17 protein-coding genes are annotated in these 23,358 nt (G+C 73.4%); 4 read left to right on the forward strand and 13 right to left on the reverse strand.

Going from position 1 to position 23,358, the window contains the following annotated elements:
* Positions 1 to 41 precede the first annotated feature (41 nt).
* From ACZ4U1_RS24895 to ACZ4U1_RS24905, 3 genes are read right to left on the reverse strand one after another with little or no spacing between them, the layout of a single operon-like run.
* Positions 42 to 692, reverse strand: coding sequence for an RES family NAD+ phosphorylase (locus ACZ4U1_RS24895; protein ID WP_467906053.1), 651 nt, complete (start codon positions 690 to 692; stop codon positions 42 to 44).
* Entirely contained in the window at positions 692 to 1,366 is a 675-nt protein-coding gene (locus ACZ4U1_RS24900) for a hypothetical protein (protein ID WP_467906055.1), read from the reverse strand. The genes ACZ4U1_RS24895 and ACZ4U1_RS24900 overlap by 1 nt, the downstream gene beginning before the upstream one ends.
* The gene (locus tag ACZ4U1_RS24905) at positions 1,363 to 5,040 is read right to left on the reverse strand and encodes a CHAT domain-containing protein (RefSeq protein WP_467906056.1); all 3,678 of its coding nucleotides are present in this window, start codon (positions 5,038 to 5,040) and stop codon (positions 1,363 to 1,365) included. The genes ACZ4U1_RS24900 and ACZ4U1_RS24905 overlap by 4 nt, the downstream gene beginning before the upstream one ends.
* A gap of 412 nt (positions 5,041 to 5,452) precedes the next feature.
* Here ACZ4U1_RS24905 and ACZ4U1_RS24910 point away from each other — a divergent pair, with 412 nt between their 5' ends.
* Positions 5,453 to 5,647 carry a hypothetical protein gene (locus ACZ4U1_RS24910; protein ID WP_467906057.1) on the forward strand — a complete coding sequence of 65 codons (195 nt, stop codon included), beginning with the start codon at positions 5,453 to 5,455 and terminating at the stop codon, positions 5,645 to 5,647.
* 93 nt (positions 5,648 to 5,740) lie between these two features.
* On the opposite strand, the gene ACZ4U1_RS24915 is transcribed toward ACZ4U1_RS24910, so the two are convergent.
* The 9 genes from ACZ4U1_RS24915 to ACZ4U1_RS24955 form a co-directional block, all read right to left on the reverse strand.
* Positions 5,741 to 7,267, reverse strand: a complete 1,527-nt coding sequence (locus ACZ4U1_RS24915; RefSeq protein ID WP_467906059.1) for an NCS1 family nucleobase:cation symporter-1 — start codon at positions 7,265 to 7,267, stop codon at positions 5,741 to 5,743.
* Between the two features lie 121 nt (positions 7,268 to 7,388).
* On the reverse strand, positions 7,389 to 8,408 hold the full coding sequence (locus tag ACZ4U1_RS24920) for a TIGR03842 family LLM class F420-dependent oxidoreductase (protein ID WP_467906061.1): 1,020 nt from the start codon (positions 8,406 to 8,408) through the stop codon (positions 7,389 to 7,391).
* 14 nt (positions 8,409 to 8,422) lie between these two features.
* On the reverse strand, positions 8,423 to 9,817 hold the full coding sequence (hydA, locus tag ACZ4U1_RS24925; protein ID WP_467906062.1) for a dihydropyrimidinase: 1,395 nt from the start codon (positions 9,815 to 9,817) through the stop codon (positions 8,423 to 8,425).
* Positions 9,818 to 9,842: 25 nt separating this feature from the next.
* A complete protein-coding gene (locus tag ACZ4U1_RS24930; protein ID WP_467906063.1) occupies positions 9,843 to 10,685 on the reverse strand; it encodes a nitrilase-related carbon-nitrogen hydrolase in 843 nt (280 codons plus the stop codon).
* Positions 10,686 to 10,840: 155 nt separating this feature from the next.
* On the reverse strand, positions 10,841 to 12,406 hold the full coding sequence (locus tag ACZ4U1_RS24935; protein WP_467906065.1) for a PucR family transcriptional regulator: 1,566 nt from the start codon (positions 12,404 to 12,406) through the stop codon (positions 10,841 to 10,843).
* A gap of 17 nt (positions 12,407 to 12,423) precedes the next feature.
* Positions 12,424 to 13,674, reverse strand: coding sequence for an aspartate aminotransferase family protein (locus ACZ4U1_RS24940; protein ID WP_467906225.1), 1,251 nt, complete (start codon positions 13,672 to 13,674; stop codon positions 12,424 to 12,426).
* 29 nt (positions 13,675 to 13,703) lie between these two features.
* Complete coding sequence (locus ACZ4U1_RS24945) at positions 13,704 to 14,546, reverse strand: nitrilase-related carbon-nitrogen hydrolase (RefSeq protein WP_467906066.1); 843 nt, start codon at positions 14,544 to 14,546, stop codon at positions 13,704 to 13,706.
* A gap of 205 nt (positions 14,547 to 14,751) precedes the next feature.
* The gene (locus ACZ4U1_RS24950) at positions 14,752 to 16,785 is read right to left on the reverse strand and encodes a hypothetical protein (RefSeq protein WP_467906068.1); all 2,034 of its coding nucleotides are present in this window, start codon (positions 16,783 to 16,785) and stop codon (positions 14,752 to 14,754) included.
* Positions 16,786 to 16,935: 150 nt separating this feature from the next.
* Entirely contained in the window at positions 16,936 to 17,187 is a 252-nt protein-coding gene (locus tag ACZ4U1_RS24955) for a helix-turn-helix domain-containing protein (RefSeq protein ID WP_356155733.1), read from the reverse strand.
* Between the two features lie 74 nt (positions 17,188 to 17,261).
* Between ACZ4U1_RS24955 and map the strand changes: the two genes are divergently transcribed.
* Both map and ACZ4U1_RS24965 read left to right on the forward strand, forming a co-directional pair.
* Positions 17,262 to 18,038 carry a type I methionyl aminopeptidase gene (gene map / locus ACZ4U1_RS24960; RefSeq protein ID WP_467906070.1) on the forward strand — a complete coding sequence of 259 codons (777 nt, stop codon included), beginning with the start codon at positions 17,262 to 17,264 and terminating at the stop codon, positions 18,036 to 18,038.
* A 111-nt stretch (positions 18,039 to 18,149) separates the two neighbouring features.
* Positions 18,150 to 20,687: an ATP-dependent Clp protease ATP-binding subunit gene (locus ACZ4U1_RS24965; protein ID WP_467906072.1), complete on the forward strand. Its 2,538-nt coding sequence runs from the start codon at positions 18,150 to 18,152 to the stop codon at positions 20,685 to 20,687.
* 3 nt (positions 20,688 to 20,690) lie between these two features.
* Here the strand turns inward: ACZ4U1_RS24965 and ggt are convergent, their stop codons facing one another.
* Positions 20,691 to 22,493 (reverse strand): gamma-glutamyltransferase, encoded by a 1,803-nt coding sequence (gene ggt / locus ACZ4U1_RS24970; protein WP_467906074.1) that lies wholly within the window; start codon positions 22,491 to 22,493, stop codon positions 20,691 to 20,693.
* 108 nt (positions 22,494 to 22,601) lie between these two features.
* Between ggt and ACZ4U1_RS24975 the strand changes: the two genes are divergently transcribed.
* The gene (locus ACZ4U1_RS24975; RefSeq protein ID WP_467906076.1) at positions 22,602 to 23,345 is read left to right on the forward strand and encodes a hypothetical protein; all 744 of its coding nucleotides are present in this window, start codon (positions 22,602 to 22,604) and stop codon (positions 23,343 to 23,345) included.
* The last annotated feature ends 13 nt before the right edge of the window (positions 23,346 to 23,358 follow it).

Below are 23,358 nucleotides of genomic sequence, written 5' to 3' on the forward strand. Positions count from 1 at the left end.
GGCCCCCGTGAGGGGACCGGGGCGGCCGTATGCGCCGGTCCTCAGTCCTCCGGTACGGAGACGACCGCGCGCAGCGGTGCCAGCAGCCGGTTGACCTTGCGCACGTCGTCCGCCGACGCCAGCCGCAGGCATTCCCGCGGTCGCGGGTCGAGGGGCGTGCCCGGGCAGCGGTCCTGGAACAGCTGGAGCGCCGGGCGCGGGCGGCAGCGTTTGGACGTCCACCACAGGCCCTGCACGTCGGCGCAGCGCTCGCGGATCACCCGCACCCAGTACCGGGTGCCCGCGTACTCCTCGGTGTCGATCAGCCAGTCGTCCTGCCAGACGGCGGCCAGCCCCTCGGCGGTGGTGAGGTCCACCAGGGAGAGGTCCGCCGTGGTGCGGACCGCGGAGAGGACGTACCGGGACGCCTGCGCCCAGGGGATCAGGCGCACCCCGGCGTCGCCGAACTCGACCGATCTGAGCAGGACTTCGGACAGGGCGGTGACCGGGTCGAGGGCGGCGTAGAGGTAGGGGTAGGGGTCCTTCTCGGTGGGGTCGAAGCGGCTGCCCTTGAAGAACTCGTGGGCGACGTTCGGGTTGAACTCGCCGGCCCCGAACCGCTCCTCGTGGCACCGCCACAGCACCGTGCCCGCCGGAAGGGAGTGGCACACCGGCTCCATGGGGACGCCCCGGGGCGGGATCTGACCGCTCATCAGACCGCCCCCACCAGTTCGGCGGCGGCGCGTTCCAGTGCCTCGTCGGGCAGGACGCCGAGCAGGTCCGCGGGGACACCGCCCAGCCACGCGTTGCCGCCCAGCCACCAGTCGGCGGCGCCCCAGGGGTCGCGGTCCGCGCGGAGCAGGGTGTTGATCCGGCGGACGACGGGCAGCGGTTCGGCCGTGCCGGGCCGGAACTGGAAGCGGGGGTAGCGAATGCCGCGGTCCGGGTCGCGGAGCCGGATCAGCCCGGGATCGGGAGGCGCTGTGTCCTCGGCCTCGGTCAGCTCGGCGCGCTGGGCCTCGGTCAGCGCGGGTGCGGCGAGGAGCCGCCGGCGGGCCGTCCGCAGCAGTTCGGCGGGGTCGGGCGGCGGGGTGCCGAGGACGCTGATCACGGCGTCGATGGTGCCGAGGCTGGGCAGTTCCCGGGTCGCCGGGGCGTAGCGGTGGCCGCCGAGCGCTTCGGTCACCGGGTGGTCGGGCGGCAGCGCGGCGAGCGTGCGCTTCAGCCGGCGTACGGCACGGGCGACGGCCACCGGATCGCCGGCCGCGGTCTCCTCGCGCATCTCCCGCAGGGCGCCGGAGACCTGGCCGAGGTCGTCGTCGTCCAGCCCGGTGACCACGGTGGTCCAGTGGCTCTCCAGGAGCCTGAGCAGTTCCTCCGACGTCATGCGCCCTCTCCTTCCTGCCGCCGGGCGGGAGCCGCCGGGGCAGGGTTGCCGTGGTGGACGAAGGCGGCCCAGGTGTCGGGCCGGTCGCGGAAGTCCTCGGCGAGCCGCCAGGCGGCCGAGATGCCCTTCAGCGCGCGGACGGGTGGCCGGGCATCCGGCGGGGTCAGCATCCAGCGCTGGGCGGCGCGCAACGCGTCCGGCGGGGCGAGGCCGCGGTCGAGCGCGTCGTGCAGGACGAGCATGAGGAGTTCGGACCGCATGTCGTCGACCTTCCAGCGGGAGCCGATGGCGTCGGCGGCCAGCCGGTGCACCAGGACCGAGGTGAGGGTCAGGGCCTCGTCGTGGTCGCGGGTGGTGAGGTCCGTCTCGCAGCCGCCGCAGACGACCAGCGGCCCGGCCGCGCGGAAGGCGTCGCCCTCGGCGGGGGTCTCCAGCAGGGCGCTCAGCGTGAGGTCCCCGCCGGTGCCGGACGGCTCGCCGTCCCCGTCCGGTGCCGCCAGCCGCAGGGCGGACCGGGTGGGGTCGGGACCGGCGAGCCCGTGACAGGCCAGGTGGACGAGGGAGGCGGGGGCGGCGGCCCGGCCGCCGAGCAGGTCCAGGACCGTCCCGGGGGTGGCGGGGTCCTCGTCGGGGCGGTGGACGACGGCCTGCCGGTAGTGGACGGCGGCCAGGGTGTCGATCTCCTCCTCGGCCCAGGCCAGGTCGTCCGCGCCGTGGAACACCAGCGCCGGCCGGTCGGCGGGGGCCATGCGCCGACGGCCGGCGGCGCGCAGGAACTCCCGGCCGGAGGCGGCGTACGTGAGGACGGCGACCTCGCAGGCCCGTACGGCACCCGGTACGCCGTATCCGCCGGGCGGCTCCAGGACGGCCGCCTGCCAGGGCACCACACCGAGGTCACCGCAGGGCACGATGACGAGGCGTACGGCGTCGGGGGCTTCGGCCGGCGGGTCCGTGAAGCCGGCCTCCGCGAGGGCGCGGTGCCACACCCCGAGGGCGTCCAGCGCGGGGCCGAGGATCCCCCCGGCCCAGGCGCACAGGTCGTCCAGGGCCTGCTGCCGGCGGCGTACGGCGCGTTGCCGTTCCGGGGGGTTGCCGGTGCCGTCGTCGGCGGCCTCCAGGCGCTGCCCGTCCGCGCCGGCCGCCAGGTACCGCGCGACCGGCCCGCGGCCGTCCGGAGCGAGGCCCGGCAGGGGCAGTGCCGTGGCGGGGCCGTCGGCGGTGACGACGAGGACGGCCCCGTCCGGGTCGTCCACGCCGGGCACCAGGTACAGCAGCGCGTCCGCCCCGGTGGCCCGCAGCCCGGCGCGCAGGTCGCTCACGGTGGCGAGCTGGGGCTGTACGTCGGTCCCGCCCTGCCCCCGCAGCACGTCCAGCGAACGGCGGCGCAGGTCACCGGGGAGGTCGGGGGTGCCGAGCGCCTCCAGCAGGGTGCGGCCCCGCAGGTCGTCGGGGGTGCCGGTGCCCACGTCGGCGGAGAGTTCCAGCAGGGAGCGGTCGGCGCCCCGCTCCCGGGCGGGGTCTGCGGCGGCAGCACGCCAGCGTTCGGCCAGTTCCCGCTCGTCCAGGGCCGCGAGCCGTTCGGCGACGCCCGCCGAGACGGCCGCCGCGCCGAGCACCAGGGACCGGCCCGCCTCCAGGCACGCGATGGCCTCCTCGGTGTCCCCGGCGCGCAGCGCCCAGAAGGCGGCCCTGCGGCCCCGGTCGGCCGCGGCGCGCGCGATGCGCAGGCCGCGGCCGACGCCCTGCTGGAGCAGGACGTCCTCGGCGGAGAACCGCAGGGAGGTGCGGGCGAGTCGGACGGCGGCGCGCAGTTCGTCGTCGGCGCCGGGCGCGTCCGGGCGGAGGGTGGCGCGCTTGGCGCGCAACGCGGCCAGGTCCCAGGTGAGACCGGCGCCGCCCGGCCCGCCGTCGGGCAGTTCGGTCAGCGCCTGGGTCAGCTCGGCGATCGCCTCGTCCAGCGCCCCGGCGTCGCCGGTGAACTGGTGCAGGGTGTCCAGGGCGATCGCGATGCCGCCGCGCGCCCTCGGCCGCAGCTCGTAGGAGAAGTCGGCGCTGTCCAGGGCTGCCCGGGCACGCCGCACGCCCTCGGCGATGCGGCCCGGGTCCGACTCGGCGATCGCCGTCAGGGCGATCAGCGGGGCCCACATGATGTCGAGCGCGCTCCGCAGGACGGGCATGTCCACCGACGTCTCCACGGCCCGCTGGAGGTGGTGCACGGCCGCGCGCAGGTCCGCGGTCCGGTCGCCGGCCGCCGGGGCGAGCACGACGAGCCCCAGATAGGCGATGCCGAGGACGAAGCCGGTGAGCGCGCCGGTCCATTCCTCGGCGCCGTCGTGGGTGTCGTCCAGTTCCAGTTCGCACAGTTCGTCGACGAGGTCTTCGAGCGCCCCGGCGTCGTCCCGGTCCAGGGCGGCTGTCACCCGCACGAGGAGCCGGACGGCCTCGCCGACCAGGCGCATGTTGACGGCGGTGACACTCGTGGAGTCGTCGTCCCACCGCAGGGTCTCCAGCATCTCCCGGGCCATGTCCTCGTCCTGCAGGCTGCCGCCGGTGAGGGCGGCCGAGAGCAGCAGTCCGGGCACGACGGTACGGAGCCAGTCGCTGTGGGTGCGGCTGTCGAGTTCCCCGGCCGCCGCCGCCTCGTGCATCAGCCGGAGCGCCTCGCGGAAGCCCTCCATGTCGCCGGTGCGGATGGCGAGGGCGACGTGGACGAGGGCGGCGACCATCCGGGACGGCAGGGGCGTCCGGCCGTCCTCCCCCGGGGTCGCCGTCCCCTGTCCCGACAGCTCGGCGAGGAGTCCGGACATGTTCCGCGGCGCCACGGTGCCGGGTGACATCACCTCGGCCATGGCCAGGAACTGGGTCAGGGTGCGCCGGACCTCCTCCGCGGAGTCGTCGGTTTCGCCGTCCGGCGCTTCGCGGGTCTCCTCCGGCCGCGGTGGCTGCGTGGCGAGGGTCCGCTCCATCTGGCCGAGCATCAGCGACAGCAGGGTGCCCAGCGACGGCGGCAGCGATCCGTCGGCCCCGGCGTCCACGAACCGCCGGCCCCCGCGGACGAGCGTGCCGGTGTCACCGGCCAGCAGGGCGTCCGTCATCTCGCCGAAGATCCGCAGGTTGTCCCGGAACCGGGGCGTCATCCTCGCCTGCTCGTGTTCCAGCAGCAGCCGGACGAGCAGGGCGCTGTCCTCCACCATGCCCGAGCCGCCCTCGGCGAGCGGGGTGCCGAGCGCGGCCAGCGACATGAGCCGGTCGACGGTCCACTGGTCCGAAGGCCCGTTCGCCACCTCGCGGTTGAGCCGCACCATCCGTGACCCGACCAGCGCCACGAGACCCCGGTACGCGGCCTCCCGCTCCTCCTCGCCGAGCGAGGCCGACGACCGGGCCTCTTCCAGCAGGGCCAGCGCCCGCTCCCGGTCGGCCGGATCACCCTCCAGCACGAACCGCGCGGCCCGGCACCGGCCGAGCCGGGCCGCCACCGCGGCGGCCGTCGCCTCCTCACCCTCGACGGCCGTCAACTGCGCGAGAACCGCCTCCAGTTCGTCGGTCAGGGCGTCGAGCGCCGGTCCCCGTGTCCCCGTGTGGCGCTCCGGTTCGACCGGTACGGAGAATCCGTCGGTGCGGGCGAGCGCGGCGGCGGCACGCTGGGCCACGGGCGCGGTCCCGGCTTCAGTCATGTGTCATCCCCTCCCCCGCCATGGTGCCCGTTCCCGTGATCCGGCTCCCGGGTCCGCGGCACCCCACCGGCATCCTGCCGGACAACGCCCGGCCGGCGGCCGGTTTCCGCCCGATCCGCCGTGGCCCGGGCGGGGCCGGGTCGGCATGCCGGAGGTCCCGGTGGGGCGGGCGGCGAGGAGGGGACACGGTGACGGACTCCGGAACGGCACCCGGCGCCCTCGCGCCGTACCTGGAGACGACGTGCACGCACACGGACCGGGTCTTCCGCTCGCCGCGCCGCGGGCCCCGGCCGGCGCACGTGCCGGTGCTCTGCGCGTGCGAGAGACGGCGTCCCGGACAGCCGCCGGAGGAGACGGGGTGCGGCGCCCACTGGAACGTCCTCGTGCAGCGGGCAGGACTCCGAACGGGCGGGTGCGACCGGGCCCGCCGGACACCCCGGCGGACCGCCAGGCGGCGCGGGGACACCGGGAGTTGCTCGCCGGTGAGCTGTCCCGGGCCCGGGAGGCGGCGCTCGCCTGGCGTAACGAGCTCGCGGCCCTGTTCGCGGGGCTGCTCGGCTTGGAGACCCGCCGCACGGTACGGCCCTCGCCCGCGGGGTGGTGCTGACGGTCGCCTGCGGGGCGCTGCTCGTCACCGTGGTGGGGCTGAGCGGGTACGCCCCGAGAAGGACGCCCCCGGACGTGCCCGGGGGTGTCGCTGTCAGGGTGAGGCCGGCCTCGGTGGCGCGAGCCGGGTCAGTGCCAGGTACAGCACCAGCGAGGTGGCGAGACCCACCGCCCAGCCGTAGTCGGCGAGGGAGGCCAGGGCGGGGATCGGGCGTCCGTCGGTCAGGGGCTTGAAGCTCGCGCCGCCGACCGCCAGGACACCGCCCGCCAGGAAGGCGACGACCGCCCGCCAGTTCCAGCCGCCCGCGTACCAGTACCGGCCGCCGGACCGGTACAGGTCGGCGAGGTCCAGCCGGGTGCGGCGCAGCAGCCAGTAGTCGGCGACGAGGATGCCCGCGACCGTGCCGAGGAGCCCGCCGACCAGGCCCAGCCAGGTGAAGATGTAGCCCTGCGGGTCCGAGTACAGCTTCCACGGGAGGATCAGCACGGCGAGGACGGCGGTGATCAGGGCGCCGGTGCGGAAACTTACCTTCCTGGGTGCGACGTTGGAGAAGTCGAAGGCCGGGGAGACCAGGTTGGCCGCGATGTTCACGGACAGGGTGGCCACCAGCACGGTGACCAGCGCGTACAGCAGCCCGGCCACGTTGTCCGTCTTCGCCGCCAACTGCACCGGGTCCCACACGGGTTCGCCGTACACGGCCTGCGAGCCGGAGGTCACCAGCACGGACAGGAACGCGAAGAGGGTCATCGTGGTGGGCAGGCCGAGGGCCTGGCCCCAGGTCTGCGCCCGCTGGCTGCTGCCGTAGCGGGTGAAGTCGGGGATGTTCAGCGACAGCGTGGACCAGAAGCCGATCATGCCCATGAGGGAGGGCCAGAACAGCTTCCAGAAGTCGCCGCCCCAGCCCAGCTTCGACGGCTGGTCGAAGAGCGGACCGACACCGCCGGCCTTGCTGCTCATCCACCACAGCATCACGAACGCGCCGACGAGGACGAAGGGTGCCGCCCAGTTCTCGAAGCGGCGGATGGTCTCCATGCCGCGGTAGATGATCGCGACCTGGATCGCCCAGAAGATCGCGAAGGACAGCCACATGGTCCAGGCGTGGCCGCCGGTGTGCGAGGCGCCCGTCCAGCCGTCGCCGATCAGTTTCCCGGCGAGGAAGTAGATCGCCTCGCCGCCGATCCAGGTCTGGATGCCGAACCAGCCGCACGCCACCAACGCCCGTACGACGGCGGGCAGGTTGGCGCCGCGCACGCCGAAGGAGGCGCGGGCGAAGACCGGGAAGGGGATGCCGTACTTGGGTCCCGCGTGCCCGGTCAGCAGCATCGGCACCAGCACGACCAGGTTGGCGAGGGCGATGGTGAACACCGCCTGCTTCCAGTCCATGCCCACCGCGATCAGCCCGGAGGCCAGGGTCCAGGACGCGGTGTTGTGGGCCATGCCGACCCACAGGGCGGAGAAGTTGTACGTGGTCCAGGTGCGCCCCGCCGCGGGGACCGGGAGGAGGTCCTCGTTGGCGTAGGGGCCGCTGGGCGGCGGTGTGCCGGGGGCGAGTTCCACACGCCCGTCGGGGAGGGTGACCTGGGCGGATATCGGTACGGCCGGGGGAGCGGTGTCGGTCATGGGCTGGCCAATCGGGGAGGGAGGGGTCGGGAGAGGCCGTGCGGGCACCAGCCCCCTCCCCGGGACGGCGGGGAGGGGAGACCAAGAGGGGCGTGGGGGGACTCGGAGGCGTGGAGAGGGCTCAGGAGTTGACGGCGGGGATGATCCGCTGGCCGTAGGCCTCGATGGTGGCCTCCTGGGCGTCGTGCATGTCGTAGACCGCGAACTGGTCGACGCCGAGGGCGCGCAGGGCCTTCAGCTTCTCGATGTGTTTCCCGGGCGGGCCGATGACGCAGAACCGGTCCACGATCTCGTCGGGCACGAACTGGGTGTCCGGGTTGCCGCTGCGCCCGTGGTGGGCGTAGTCGTAGCCCTGCCGGGCCTTGATGTAGTCGGTGAGTTCCTCGGGGACCCGGTCGGAGTGCTCGCCGTACTTGGCGACCAGGTCGGCGACGTGGTTGCCGACCATGCCGCCGAACCAGCGGCACTGGTCGCGGGCGTGCGCGAGGGCCTCGGGCGAGTCGTCCTCGGTGACGTAGGCCGGGGCGGCGACGCAGATCGTCACCTCGGACGGGTCACGGCCGGCGGCCACGGCGGCGTCCTTGACGGCCTTCACCATGTACTCGGTCAGGTACAGGTCGGCGAGCTGGAGGATGAACCCGTCGGCCTCCTCGCCGGTCATCTTCAGCGCCTTCGGGCCGTACGCGGCCATCCAGACGGGGAGTTCGGCGCCTTCCCCGATCCACGGGAAGCGGATCTTCGTGCCGCCGAGGTCGGCCTCCTCGCCGCGGCCGAGGGCGCGGATGACCTTCATGGCCTCGCTGATCCGGGCGAGGGTGTTGGGTTTGCGGCCCGCGACGCGCATCGCGGAGTCGCCGCGGCCGATGCCGCAGACGGTGCGGTTGCCGAACATGTCGTTGAGGGTGGCGAAGGTGGAGGCGGTGACCTCCCAGGTGCGGGTTCCCGGGTTGGTCACCATCGGGCCGACCTTCAGCCTCTGCGTGTTGGCCAGGATCTGGCTGTAGATCACGAACGGCTCCTGCCACAGCACGGCGGAGTCGAAGGTCCAGCCGTATGTGAAGCCGTTGCGCTCGGCCCGCTTCATCAGGCTGACGACGCGCGAGGCGGGCGGATCGGTCTGGAGGACGAGTCCGAAGTCCATGGGCGCCACCACTCCTAGGTGAGGTACTGACAGGTGGAGCGCGGGGTGAAGACGCCGTGCCCGGCACGGCCGGTGTACTCCCGCTGGTCGATGACGAGTTCGCCGCGTGAGAGGACCGTCTCGACGCGGCCGGTGACCCGCTTGCCCTCGTACGCCGAGTAGTCGACGTTCATGTGGTGGGTCTCGGCGGACATCACCTGCTCGGCGTGCGGGTCGTAGATGACGATGTCCGCGTCGGCGCCCGGGGTGATGGTGCCCTTCTTCGGGTACATGCCGAACATCCGGGCCGGGGCGGCGCAGGCGATCTCGATCCAGCGGCGGCGCGAGATGTGCCCGTCCACGACCGCCTGGTGGAGCAGGTCCATACGGTTCTCGACGCCGGGCAGCCCGTTGGGGATCTTCGAGAAGTCGCCGCGGCCGAGTTCCTTCTGGCCGGTGAAGCAGAAGGGGCAGTGGTCGGTGGAGACCACCTGGAGGTCGTTGGTGCGCAGGCCCTGCCACAGCCTGGCCTGGTGTTCGCGGGGCCGCAGCGGGGTGCTGCACACGTACTTGGCGCCCTCGAAGCCGGGTTCGGCGAGGTTGTCGGTGGACAGGAAGAGGTACTGCGGGCAGGTCTCGCCGAAGACGTTCAGTCCCTCGTCGCGGGCCCGTGCCAGCTCCGCGACCGCCTCCATCGCCGAGACGTGCACGACGTACAGGGGGGCGTCGGCGACCTGGGCGAGACGGATGGCCCGGTGGGTGGCCTCGGCCTCCAGCAGGGCCTTGCGGACCTCGCCGTGATGGCGCGGGTCGGTCTCGCCCCGGGCGAGCGCCTGCTGCACCAGCACGTCGATGGCGATGCCGTTCTCGGCGTGCATCATGATCAGCCCGCCGTTCTCGGCGGAGCGCTGCATGGCGCGCAGGATCTGCCCGTCGTCGCTGTAGAAGACACCGGGGTAGGCCATGAACTGTTTGAACGAGGTCACGCCCTCCTCGATCAGGAGATCCATCTCCTTGAGCGTCTCCTCGTTCACATCGGAGACGATCATGTGGAAGGCGTAGTCGATCGCGCAGTTGCCCTCGGCCTTGGCGTGCCAGGTGTCCAGTCCCTCGCGCAGGGTGTGGCCGACGCTCTGCACCGCGAAGTCGACGATGGTCGTGGTACCGCCCCAGGCGGCGGCCCGGGTGCCGGTCTCGAAGGTGTCGGAGGCGTGCGTGCCGCCGAACGGCAGCTCCATGTGGGTGTGGGCGTCGACGCCGCCCGGGATGACGTACCTGCCGGTGGCGTCGATCGTGCGGTCCGCGCTCCAGCTCTGGGAACCGGGCGCGGCGAGGGCGGCGACGCGGCCGTCTTCGATGAGGACGTCGGCGTGGATCTCGTCGGACGCGGTGATGACGAGACCACCGCGGATGACGGTACGGCTGCTCATGCTGCTCCCTGTGTCAACGTTGCCGTCAGGGCGCGGTCAGCGGCCCGTAGGTCCCCGGCGCCCGGTCGCGGTAGAACTGCCAGCGGTCGCGGACCTCGCGGAGTTTGGCCAGGTCGAGGTCGCGGACGACGAGTTCGGTCTCCTTGTCGCTCGCGACCTCGCCGACGAACTGGGCCTCGGGGTCCACGAAGTAGGTCGTGCCGTAGAAGTCGTTGTCGCCCAGGTCCTCCACGCCGACCCGGTTGATGGCGCCGACGAAGTACTCGTTGGCGACGGCCGCCGCCGGCTGCTCCAGCTGCCAGAGGTAGCGGGACAGGCCGCGTGAGGTGGCCGAGGGGTTGAAGACGATCTCGGCACCGGCGAGGCCGAGCGCCCGCCAGCCTTCCGGGAAGTGGCGGTCGTAGCAGATGTAGACGCCGATCCGGCCGGCGGCGGTGTCGAAGACGGGCCAGCCGCTGTTGCCCGGGCGGAAGTAGAACTTCTCCCAGAATCCCTGGACTTGCGGGATGTGGGTCTTGCGGTACTTGCCGAGGTAGGAACCGTCCGCGTCGATCACGGCGGCGGTGTTGTAGAGGACGCCCGGCTGCTCCTCCTCGTACATCGGCAGGACCAGGACGATGCCCAGCTCGCGGGCGAGTGCCTGGAAGCGCCGGACGGTCGGGCCCTTGGGGATCTCCTCGGCGTACTCGTAGAACGCCTTGTCCTGGACCTGGCAGAAGTAGGGGCCGTAGAACAGCTCCTGGAAGCAGAGGACTTGGGCGCCCTGGGCGGCGGCGTCGCGGGCCGCCTGCTCGTGCACCTGGATCATGGATTCCTTGTCGCCGGTCCAGGCGGTCTGGAAGAGGGCGGCACGGATCACTCGGCTCATCGGGACCTCCGGTAGCTCGGTGTGCGCTGAGCGTAGGAAGCTCGGGGAGCCGATTGGACTGGCAGCGTGTCACGTCCGCGGGTGGTCGGCGTGCCACCGTGTCACGCGTGCCCGGTTCCATGTTTCACCGCCGTTGTCGCAGGTCGTCGCATGTTTCATCCCTGTTGCGCGTCGTGCGCGAGGAGCGCGATGTGCACGGAGGCCGCCTGTTCGAAGTCGTCCAGGTCGACACCGAGGCGGGCCTGTATGGCCTCCAGGCGGCGGTAGAGGGCCGGCCGGGAGACGTGGTGGAGCTGGGCGGTGCGGGACTTGTTGCGGCCCGTGGCCAGATAGGTCCGCAGAACGTTCAGCAGCTCCGGTTCGGCGTCGCACAGCAGCCCGTCCAGCTCGCGTTCGGCGAAGGACTGCACCTGCGGGTCGTCGCGCAGCAGCCGGATCAGCCCGCGCAGATGGACGTCCTTGAGGCGGACCACGGCCGGCAGGTCGAGGGCGGCCGCGGAGCCGGCGACGGCGTCGGCGACATGCCGGGCCTCGCGCAGCCCGGCCGGCACGTCCTCCCAGGCGGTACGGGGGTCGGCGGCGGCGACCACGGCCTCGGACCCGGCCCGCAGCCGGGTCGCGAAGTGCGCGGTGAGCGCCCCGGCGTCCTGGTCGCGGGCGAGGCTGAGCAGCACGGCGGCGGCCCCGTCGGCGAGTTCGGCGGCGATGCCGGGCAGCCCCAGCAGGCGCAGCACCCGGTCCAGCTGGTCCGGTCCCCGGCCCTGGACGACGAGCGGGACGAAGGTCCGCCGGTTCACCGGCAGTCCGGCCGCGCGGGCCCGGGGCAGCAGGTGCCGGGCCGGTACGACGCCGGAGACGAGGTCGGTCAGCAGGCTCTGCGCGGACTGTTCCTCCCAGCTGTGCGCGGCGGCGCCGCCGAGCATCCGGTGCAGCACCAGGGCCTCGGCGGCCCGGTCGGCGAGCAGCCGCCCGGTGGCCGTGTCGCCCCGGTAGCCGCACAGCAGCAGCCGGCCCCACCGCTCGCCGCGTCCGCCGAGTTCGGCGCGGATCCAGCCGTCACCGGCGCTGCCGCCGGCCTGCCGGGCGATCCGCTCCCAGTCGCGCAGCACGTCGTCCACCGCCGAACGCTCCCCGGCCGTGCCGAGGACCCGGTGGGCGAGGTTGGTGACGACGACCGGGCAGCCGCTGTGCCGGGCGATCTCGTCGAGCAGCCGTTGCAGCGGGGCACCGGCCGTGATCAGCCCGGTGAGCGCGGTACGCACGGTCTCCGACAGGCTGATCGCGGCGTACTTCCGCCGTACCAACCGGGACTGCACCTCCTCCGTCAGCTCGGCGAAGGGGAACGGCCGGTGCAGGACCACCAGGGGCAGCCCGCACCGCTCGGCGGCCCGGCGCATCACCTCGGGCGGCGCGGGGAAGGCCCGGCCGAGGCCGAGGACGACGGCGGCCGCCTCCGCGCGGTGCAGGGACTGGATGTACTCGGCCTGCCGGGCCTCGTCGCCGGCGAGCAGCACACCGGTGGTGAGGACCATCTCGCCGCCGCTGAGCATCACCCCGACGTCGGCTGCCTCGGCGACATGCACCCAGCGCACCGGCCGGTCGAGCTGGTCCCTGCCCGCCACCACCTCCGGCTCCCCGGCGAGCACCCGCTCCAGGGTCAGCACCTGGCGCACGGACAGGGCGGGTTCCGGAACGTGCCGGGACTCCGGGGTGATGCTCATGGCCGTACACCTGTTCTCTAGTACGTGCTCCTCAGCGCGTGTTCCAGGATCGCCGCGCCCTCCTCGGCCTCGGCGACGGTCAGCGACAGCGGCGGGGTGATCCGCAGGGCGCTGGTGTCGTGGCCGCCTCCCTTGCCGATGAGCAGCCCGCCCTCCCGCGCCGCCTCCAGTACGGCGGCGAGGGCCTGCGGGTCGGCCTCGTCCGTGCCCGGCCGGACCAGTTCGACGCCGATCATCAGCCCGCGTCCGCGCACTTCGCGCACGCCGGGCAGCTGGGCGGCGACCGCCCGCAGCCGCTCGATGAGCAGCCCGCCGACGCGCCGGGCGTTGCCCTGGAGGTCGTGTTCCAGGAGGTAGGTGAGGTTGGCGAGGCCGGCGGCCATGGTGACCTGGGTGCCGCCGAAGGTGGAGATGCTGTTCGCGTCCAGGCAGTTCATGATCTCGGCGCGGGCGACGACCCCGCCGATGGACATGCCGTTGCCGATGCCCTTGGCGAAGGTGACGATGTCCGGCGGGCCGCTGCGGGCGTGGGCCTGCCAGCCCCAGAAGTGGTCGCCGGTGCGGCCCCAGCCGGTCTGCACCTCGTCGGCGATCCACAGGATGCCGTGGTCCCGGAGGACTTCGCGGAAGGCGGCGTAGAGACCGTCGGGCGGGGAGGTGAACCCGCCGACGCCCTGGACGGGTTCGGCGATCAGCGCGGCCGGCGGCCGGGTGTGGCCGAGGACGTCCTTCAGGTCGGCGACGCAGGCGTCGACGAACGCGCGGTCGTCGAGGTGGGCGAACGGTCCGCGGGTGCGCACGCCGCCGTGGACGTACAGGGTCTGCAGCGGGGACAGGGAGGTCGGGGACCAGGCGCGGTTGCCGGTGATGCCGACCGCGCTGAAGGAGCGGCCGTGGTAGCTGTTGCGCATGGCGAGGACGGTGTTGCTGCGCCGGTAGGTGGTGGCGAGCAGCAGGGCGGTGTCGTTGGCCTCGGTGCCGGAGGTGGTGAAGAACACCCGGGGGTCCGGGATACCGCTCAACTGCGCGATGCGCTCGGCGAGTTCGACCATCGGCCGGTTGAGGTAGAGGGTCGAGGAGTGGATGAGCCGGCCGGCCTGTTCGCTGACGGCCTTGGTCACCTCGGGCAGCGCGTGCGCGGTCAGTGTGGTCAGGATGCCGCCGAAGAAGTCCAGGTACCGGCGTCCGGCGGAGTCCCAGACGTACCGCCCCTCGCCGTGGCTGATCTCGATCGGGTCGTCGTAGTAGAGGGCGAGCCAGTCGGGCATGACTCCGCGGTGGCGGGAGTAGAGGTCGTTCACGGCCGTACCAGCCCTTCGTAGGCGTCGGGGCGGCGGTCGCGGTAGAACGCCCACTGCTGCCGCACTTCCTCGATGAGGTCGAAGTCCAGGTCACGGACGAGGAGTTCCTCGCTCTTGTCACTGGCGACCTCCCCCACGAACTGCCCCCGCGGATCCACGAAGTAGGACGTCCCGTAGAAGTCGTTGTCGCCGTACTCCTCCTGTCCCACCCGGTTGATGGCGGCGACGAAGTACTCGTTGGCGACGGCCGCGGCGGGCTGCTCCAGCTGCCACAGATGAGCGGACAGGCCCCGGTGGGTGGCGGACGGGTTGTAGACCAACTGGGCGCCGTTCAGTCCGAGTTGCCGCCAGCCCTCCGGGAAGTGCCGGTCGTAGCAGATGTAGACGCCGACCTTGCCGACGGCGGTGTCGAAGACGGGCCAGCCCAGGTTGCCGGGCCTGAAGTAGTACTTCTCCCAGAAGCCCTTGACCTGCGGGATGTGGTGCTTGCGGTACTTGCCGAGGTAGCTTCCGTCGGCGTCGATCACGGCGGCGGTGTTGTAGTAGAAGCCGGACTGCTCGGTCTCGAAGACCGGTACGACGATCACCATGCCGGTCTCGCGGGCCAGCTCCCGCATCCGGCGCACGGTCGGGCCGTCGGGGACCGGCTCGGCCCAGCGGTAGTGCTCCGGCTCCTGGACCTGGCAGAAGTAGGGGGCGTTGAACACTTCCTGGAACCCGATGATCCGGGCGCCCCGGCGGGCCGCCTCGCGGGCGTGCTCCTCGTGTTTCGCCACCATGGACCCGGTGTCGCCGGTCCAGGTGGCCTGGACCAGAGCGGCGCGGACGACGTTGGTCATGAGCTGCTCCTTCGACACGACGTCAGAGCCTCTACGCCCGTAGAGCAGACCGTAGAGGGACGAAAGTAAGCCTCCGGGCGGGTCTTGCCAAGACCATCGTCGTCAACCCGCTGAGTCGATCTCGTTTCACACTCCTGCGGGTGAGGTGACCGGCCACGCGCAGCGGCATACGGGTATACACCGGGGCACTGTTCTCACCCTTCTGTCACGGGGTGTGCCCGGCGACGCGCAGCGCGTGCACGAGGTCCCAGTGCCGCTCGTCGGAGACGCCGAGCGCGGCCCGGAGCAGCAGCGGGACCAGGCGCCGGGGGTCGGCGGCGACACAGCGGGCGGCCTCCTCGGGGGTACGGACCCGCACGTAAGCGTCCAGCAGGGCCCGCACCTCCCTCTCCCTCCCCTCGCCGTCCAGCCGCAGCACGGCCGCGCCGATCTGCGCGGCGGGCCGCGCCACGCCCTGCCGGAGCATCTGCCGCCCGTCGTCGTCCCGGCCGGCCGCGGCGAGCGCGTCGGCGGCGGCGACCAGCTGCTCGGCGGGCAGCGCGGCGGCCTCCCACAGCAGCGTGGCCCAGTCGGCGCCGAGCCCGGCCCGGTGCAGGGCGTCCGCGAGCAAGGGCAACCGCCCCACGGGCCACCGCGCGGCCTCCACCAGCAGCACATGCGCCTCCCCGGTCCGCCCCTCGGCCCGCAGCCGCGCCAAGTGCGCGACGGTACGGGCGACGACGTGTTCGGCCCCTTCCTCCACGGCACCCTTCTCCACCGGCACCGGCTCCCCCGCCACCTCGACCCCGGCGAACCGGGCCCCCCGCGGTGTGCGCCGCGGGGGACCGACGTCCGCCCCGCCGGCCCCACCCGCCTGCGGCACGACGACCGGGGCGCCCCCGTCACCGTCCACGACCCCGGCGAACCGGGCACTGCCCCGGCGCCGCTTGCGGGGTTTCCCAGGGGCTTCCCGGGCGGGGTCCGCAGTCGCGGGCCGCGGGGCGTGGGGAGGGGGTACGGCCGCGTGGGGCCCGTTGCCGGCGCGGGAGTCGGGGGCGGTCGGCCGGCCGGACCGGTGGGCGGGGATGTCTGCGGGCGGAGGAGAGGGGGCGTGGGGAGGAGCACCGGCAGCGGACGGACCGGGACGGTCGACGGGGCCACCGGGAGGCTCGGGCCAGGGGCCGAGTGGAGCAGCGTCGCCTGGCGCGGCCGGAACGGGCTGACGGCCGGGACCGCCGACACCCTGAACAAACCGGCCGACGAGCGGGGCCCCGGCCGCAGGCACAGACGGGGCGTTCCGATCGGCGGGCGTGTCGGCAGGCTGCGCGGGACGGTTGTCGGCACCGGCACCCTGCGCGGGCCGGTTGACGGGCGCCGCTGAGGTCGCTCGCGCCGCCTGGCCGCCGTCCACGGCACCCCGAGCGCCCTCCCCGGGCCGCGCACCGGGCGCGCTGCCGCCGGCTTCGGCGGCCTGCCAGGCACCCGCACGTCCCGCCGAAGACGCCTCCCACCCGACAGGCACACCACCCTCCGCGGAAGCGCCACCCTCGTCGGGCCCGCCCTCCGCGGAAGAACCCCCGCCGGCGAACGCACCCGTCTCCGCGGACACGCCCCGCCCGCCGGGCCCGCCCTCCCCGCCGACAGGCCCGCCCCCCACGGACGTACGCCGTCCCGCACGCGCACTCCCCGCAGACACACCCCCGTCGGCGAGCCCACCACCGTCAGCAGACGCACCCCCGCCCCCGAGCGCAGCCCTTCGGTCCAGTTGCTGGAGGCGGGCGCGGAGTTCGGTGCAGCGGGCCGTGGCGCGTCGGTGGTCGTCGTGGGCCCAGGCGAGGTCGTGGTGGAGGGACTCGGATTCCTCCGGGGAGAGCGGGGTGGACAGGAGGCGGGTCAGGTCGGCCCGGCGTTCCGCGGCGTAGCGCTGTTCGCGGAGCATGACGTCGAGCCGGTCGGCCAGCGCGTCCCGGGCGCCGGGCCGGGCGTCGTACGCGGTGAGCGCGGCCGCGTGCAGCGCGCGGGCCCGCTCCCGTTCGGCCGCCGGGGCGGCGGGGCCGTACGCCACGCCCAGATCCTCCAGCAGCGCCTCCACCACGTCCCACGGCGGCACCTCACGCCCGTCCAGGCAGGCGCGCATGCCCTCGGGGTCCCGCTGCCAGAACACCCCGCTCCAGCCGCCGCGCGGATCGAGACGCGCCAGGAGGGCGTCCAGGTAGTCAGCGAACTCCCGTACCCCACCGGGGAGTTGATCCACAGCCATCGCCCAGCTCCCGCCCGACTGCCAGCACTCCGCCCGGTAGGCAACACCAGTCGTGTTACGGGCTTGCTACGCAGAGTTTTCCGGCAGTGCGCGGACGGCTCATTACGGGATCTTGACCGATGCGCGGCCCCGCCTCGCCTCGTGGGGGCCTCAGACGGGCACCAGGGCGCAGCGCGCGACCAGCTCGTCCATGGACAGGCCGAGGACGCCCGCCAGTGCGGCCACGGTGAAGAACGCCGGCGTCGGCGCCCGCCCCGTCTCGATCTTGCGGAGCGTCTCGGCCGAGACGCCGGCCTCGGCGGCGACCTCGGCCATGCTCCGGTCGCCGCGCGCCTCACGCAGCAGCAGCCCGAGCCGCTCGCCGCGCTCGCGCTCTTCGGGGGTGAGGGGGGTGCGCACCATGCGGCCCATTCTAATACCGCCCCGCACCGCCGCACCGAGCGCGACCCCATTTAAATACCGGTATAGTAATTGGCATGGTGGAACTGAAGACCGACATCTCGATCGACGCGATGCACGAGGCCGGCCGGGTCGTCGGCCGGGCCCTGACGGCCGTACGGAACGCCGCCCGCGTCGGCGTCTCTCTGCTGGAGCTGGACGAGGTCGCCCGGGAGGTGCTGCGCGAGGCGGGCGCGTCCTCGCCGTTCCTCGGCTACCGCCCCTCCTTCGCCCCGACCCCCTTCCCCGCGGTGATCTGCGCGTCGGTGAACGACGCGATCGTGCACGGCGTCCCGACCGGCTACCGGCTCCGCGACGGCGACCTGCTCTCCGTCGACTGCGGCGCGGAGCTGGACGGCTGGGTCGGCGACTCGGCGATCAGCTTCACGGTGGGCCGCGCCCGCCCGGCGGACCTCCGGCTGATCGAGACCGCCGAGCGGGCGCTGGCGGCGGCCATCGAGGCGGCCGTGGCCGGCAACCGCATGGGCGACATCGCCCACGCCGTCGGCCGGGTCTGCCGTACGGCCGGCTACGGCATCCCGCAGGGCTTCGGCGGCCATGGCGTGGGCCGCCGTATGCACGAGGAGCCCGAGGTCCCGAACGAGGGCCGCCCCGGCCGCGGCCTCCCCCTCCGCCCCGGCATGGTCCTCGCCATCGAGCCCATGCTGATCGCGAGCGGGAGGGACGACTACCACGCGGCGGCGGACGGCTGGACCCTGCGGACCAATGACGGCTCCCGCGCCGCCCACGTCGAGCACACCGTGGCGATCACGGAGGAGGGCCCCCGGATCCTGACGGCGCGGGAAGCCCCCTGAAGGACCCCGTGGGCGAACATGCCCACCCCCACGGATCGTGTCATCGTGGGCATGAACAGGACCCACCCGGGTTACCCGGCGGAGCCAGTCGTCAGCGAAGGAACCCACGCCATGACCAACGGCTACCCTCCTGACCCGTTCGGCGAATTCCTGGCCCGCTTCTTCGGCGGAGCCCCCAGCGGAGCGCCACGTCACATCGACATCGGCCGTCTGCTCAGTCAGCCGGCCCGGGAGCTGGTCAGAGGAGCGGCCCAGTACGCCGCCGAGCACGGCAGCCGGGATCTGGACACCCAGCACCTGCTGCGGGCGGCCGTGTCGACCGAGCCCACCCGGAGCCTGCTCAGCCGGGCGGGCGCGGACCCGGACTCGCTCGCGCACGAGATCGACGACCGGGCGGGCCCGGTGCAGCACCCGCCGGGCGAGGCACCGCCGCCGACCTCGCTGTCCCTGACCCCGGCGGTCAAGCGGGCCCTGCTGGACGCGCACGACATGGCGCGGGCGAGCGGCGCCGGGTACATCGGACCGGAGCACGTGCTGAGCGCGCTGGCCGCCAACCCGGACTCGGCGGCCGGGCACATCCTGCACGCGGCCCGGTTCTCGGCGGGCGGCCTGCCGCCCGAGGCCCCGGAGACCACGCAGCCCCGCCCGGAGCGGCAGCGGCAGCCCACCGGCACGCCGACACTGGACAAGTACGGCCGTGATCTGACCGACCTGGCCCGGCAGGGCCGGATCGACCCGGTGATCGGCCGGGACACGGAGATCGAGCAGACCATCGAGGTGCTGTCGCGGCGCGGCAAGAACAACCCGGTGCTGATCGGTGACGCGGGCGTCGGCAAGACGGCCATCGTGGAGGGCCTGGCCCAGCGGATCGCGGACGGGGACGTCCCGGACGTCCTGGCGGGACGCCGGGTCGTGGCCATGGACCTCACCGGAGTCGTGGCCGGCACCCGCTACCGGGGCGACTTCGAGGAGCGCCTGAACAACATCGTGGAGGAGATCCGCGCCCACTCCGACCGGCTGATCGTGTTCATCGACGAGCTGCACACCGTCGTCGGCGCCGGCTCCGGCGGCGAGGGCGGCGCGATGGACGCCGGGAACATCCTCAAGCCCGCCCTCGCCCGGGGCGAGCTGCACATCGTCGGCGCGACCACGCTGGAGGAGTTCCGCCGGATCGAGAAGGACGCGGCGCTGGCCCGCCGGTTCCAGCCGATCCTGGTGCCCGAGCCGACGGCCGAGGACACCATCGAGATCCTGCGCGGCCTGCGCGACCGGTACGAGGCCCACCACCAGGTCCGCTACAGCGACGAGGCGCTGGTCGCCGCCGTCGAGCTGTCGGACCGGTATCTCACCGACCGGCGGCTGCCGGACAAGGCGATCGACCTGATCGACCAGGCGGGCGCGCGGGTCCGGATCGGTGCCCGGACGAAGGGCACGGACGTGCGCGCGATGGAGCGCGAGACCGAACAGCTGGTCCGGGACAAGGACCAGGCGGTGGCGGACGAGGACTACGAGCAGGCCAAACAGCTGCGTGACCGGATCGCCGAGCTGAAGCAGCGGATCGCCGAGGCGTCCGGCGGCGACAGGGCCGACGAGGGCCAGGACCTGGAGGTGACGGCGGAGGCCATCGCCGAGGTGGTGTCCCGGCAGACCGGCATCCCGGTCAGCCGGCTGACCCAGGAGGAGAAGGAGCGGCTGCTCGGCCTGGAGGAGCACCTGCACCAGCGGGTGGTCGGCCAGGAGGAGGCGGTCGCCGTGGTGTCCGAGGCGGTGCTGCGCTCCCGTGCCGGGCTCGCCAGCCCCCACCGGCCGATCGGCAGCTTCCTCTTCCTCGGCCCGACCGGCGTCGGCAAGACCGAGCTGGCCCGGGCGCTGGCGGAGGCGCTGTTCGGCAGCGAGGACCGCATGGTCCGGCTGGACATGAGCGAGTACCAGGAGCGGCACACCGTCTCCCGGCTGGTCGGTGCGCCGCCCGGGTACGTGGGCCACGAGGAGGCCGGGCAGCTCACCGAGGTGGTGCGCCGGCACCCGTACTCGCTGCTCCTGCTGGACGAGGTGGAGAAGGCGCACCCGGACGTCTTCAACATCCTGCTCCAGGTGCTGGACGACGGCCGGCTGACCGACTCCCAGGGCCGCACGGTGGACTTCACCAACACGGTCATCGTGATGACCAGCAACCTGGGCTCCGAGGTGATCATCCGGCGCGGTGGGTCGATCGGCTTCGGGCCGGGCGGTGCGGACGCCGACGAGGAGGCGCGGCGCGAGCAGGTCCTGCGGCCGTTGCGCGAGCACTTCCGGCCGGAGTTCCTCAACCGGATCGACGAGATCGTGGTGTTCCGGCAGCTGACGAGCGACCAGCTGCGGCGGATCACCGAGCTGCTGCTGGAGGGCACCCGGCGGCTGCTGGACGGGCAGGGCGTGTCGGTGGAGTTCACCGGCGCGGCCGTCGACTGGCTGGCCGAGCGCGGCTACCAGCCGGAGTACGGCGCCCGGCCGCTGCGCCGCACCATCCAGCGGGAGGTGGACAACCAGCTGTCCCGGCTGCTGCTGGACGGCACCATCACCGGGGGCAGCCGGGTGACGGTGGACGCGGCGGACGGGCGGCTGGCCTTCCGCACCGGGGAGGAACAGCCGCCCGCACCGGAGTTGTGAGGGCTACGGCGCCGGGTTCACCACCATCGCCGAGCCGCCGCCGCGCCGCGTCTTCTCGGCGGCGGCCAGCCATTTCCCGCCGGGCAGCCGCTGCACCCCGGTGGCCGCGCCGATCTCCGGGTTCAGCTTGAAGCTGTGCCCGACGGCCTCCAGCTGCTTCCTCAGGTCGCTGTCGTACAGCCCTGGTTCCAGCTCGGTCTGGGCCGCGTTGCGCTGGCTGGCGCGCGGTGCGGCGATCGCGTCGACCAGCGGCAGGTGCCGGTCCAGGAACCTGGTGAGGGTCTGGAGCACGGTCGTGATGATGGTCGCGCCGCCCGGCGAACCGACCGCCACCACCGGCTTGCCGTGCCGGTCCAGGACGATCGTCGGGGAGATCGAGGAACGCGGCCGCTTGCCCGGGCCGGGCAGGTTCGGGTCGTGCACGGCCGGGTTGGCCGGGGCGAAGGAGAAGTCGGTCAGCTCGTTGTTGAGCAGGAAGCCCCGGCCCGGGACGGTGATGCCGCTGCCGCCGGTCTGCTCGATGGTGAGCGTGTAGGCGACGACGTTGCCCCACTTGTCGGCGACGGTGAGGTGGGTGGTGTTCTCGCCCTCGTAGGTCGTCGGGGCGGCCGTACCGCCCTGGCCGCAGGGCGCGGGGTGGCGCGGGTCGCCGGGTGCGAGCGGGCTGCCGAGCACCGCGTCGTCCTTGATCAGGCAGGCCCGCGAGTCGGCGTACCGCTGCGAGAGCAGCTGCTCGGCCGGTACGTCCTCGAAGGCGGGGTCGCCGACCCAGCGCCCGCGGTCGGCGAAGGCGATCCGGCTGGCCTCGATGTAGCGGTGCAGGTACCGCACCTCGCTCGCCTTGGAGAGGTCCGTGCCCTCCAGGATGTTGAGCGCCTCGCCGACGGTGGTGCCGCCGGAGGAGGAGGGCGCGATGGAGTACACGTTCAGGCCGCGGTACGACGTCCTGGTGGGCGCCTGCAGCTTGGCGCGGTACACGGCCAGGTCCTTCTCGGCCAGCTTGCCGGGGCGGGCCTTCCAGCCGGAGGCGGGGTCGACGGGCGGGTGTTCGACCGTCTGGACGATGTCGTCGCCGATGTCCCCGCGGTAGAGCGCGTCGACGCCCTGCCGGCCCAGCTGTTCGTAGGTGCGGGCCAGTTCGGGGTTCTTGAACGTGGAGCCGACGGCGGGCAGCCGTCCGCCCGGCAGGAACAGCTTGGCGGTGTCGGGGAAGTAGCGGAACCGGGTCTCGTTGGCCGCGGTCTGCGCGCGGAAGGTGCCGTCCACCGTGAAGCCGCCGCGGGCGAGCCGCTCGGCGGGTTTCAGCAGGGTGCGCAGCTTGGTGCTGCCCCACTCGTCCAGCGCCTTCTGCCAGGTGGCGGGCGCGCCCGGGGTGCCGACGGCGAGGCCGCTGCTGACGGCGTCGGCGAAGGCGAGCGGTTTGCCGTTCTCCGTGAACAGGTCGGCGTCCGCGCTGAGCGGCGCGGTCTCGCGTCCGTCGATGGTGTGCACCGTACGGGTCTTGGCGTCGTAGTAGACGAAGTAGCCGCCTCCGCCGATGCCGGCGGAGTAGGGCTCGGTGACACCGAGCGCGGCGGCGGTGGCGACGGCCGCGTCCACGGCGTTGCCGCCGTGCTTGAGCACCTCGATGCCGGCGGCGGAGGCGTCCGCGTCCACGCTGGCCACGGCACCGCCGTAGCCGACGGCGACGGGGACCTTGTCGGCCGTCCTCCCCGTCGTCGCGGCGGGTGGCGCCGCCGCCCCCACCGACACCACGGCGGCCGAGACCGCCAGGACCGCCAGTTTCCGCGTACCAGGACGACCCATCCGAACCTCCCGTCGGGACAGTCCGCGCAGCGTAACCGGATTGCCGGTAGTACCGACAGTATGCCTGTGGCCCGGGGTCGTCGCCCGGGCCCGCTACCATGCGCGGCCATGAACGACGACGTGCGCAACATCGTCCTGGGGGTCGTGGCGGCGGGCATATCCGCCTCGCTGGGCTGGCTCGCCCGTACGTATCTCTGGCGGCGCCGACTGCGGCGCAAGCAGGCCTTCTTCGGGCTGCCGGACCACTCCGAGTCGCTGCTGGTGGTCAACCGCAAGGCGGACGGCCCGGAGCTGTCGGTGATGCGGTACGACGTGTTCGCCCTGCTGGAACTCTCCGCGCTCATCAAGGACTGCAACGCGCGCGTCCAGATCGTGGCGCACGACGCCACCCAGCAGGGCTTCGGCGAGCGGACGGAGTTCTGCGTCGGCGGTCCCTACTCGAATCGCCGGATGGCGGCCCACCTCTCCTCGCTGTTGCCGGGTGTGCGGATGAACGTCGAGGCCGGGACCGGTCCGGAGCTGGGCGTGTTGCGGATCGGCCCGGAGGAGTACCGCTGGGAGCGCGGCCGGAGCGAGTACGTGCTGCTCGCCCGGCTCACCGCGGACGGGCGGCCGGACACCCGCCCGGTGTTCCTCTTCTGCGGCCAGCTCGCGATCACCAACCAGGCCGCGACCCGCTATCTCGCCCGCGAGCACGAGCGGCTGGCCCGCAAGTACGGCGGCGGCTCCTTCGTGCTGCTGCTGAAGGTGGTCAACTCCGATGCGTACGGCCCCGATGTGGTGGAGCTGGTGGCGGACGTGACGCGGGCGGCGCAAACGCCCCTGCCGGAGCCCGCCGCCGGCACCGAGTGAGACTTCAACAATC

The sequence above is a fragment of the Streptomyces sp. NPDC028928 genome (assembly GCF_055564915.1).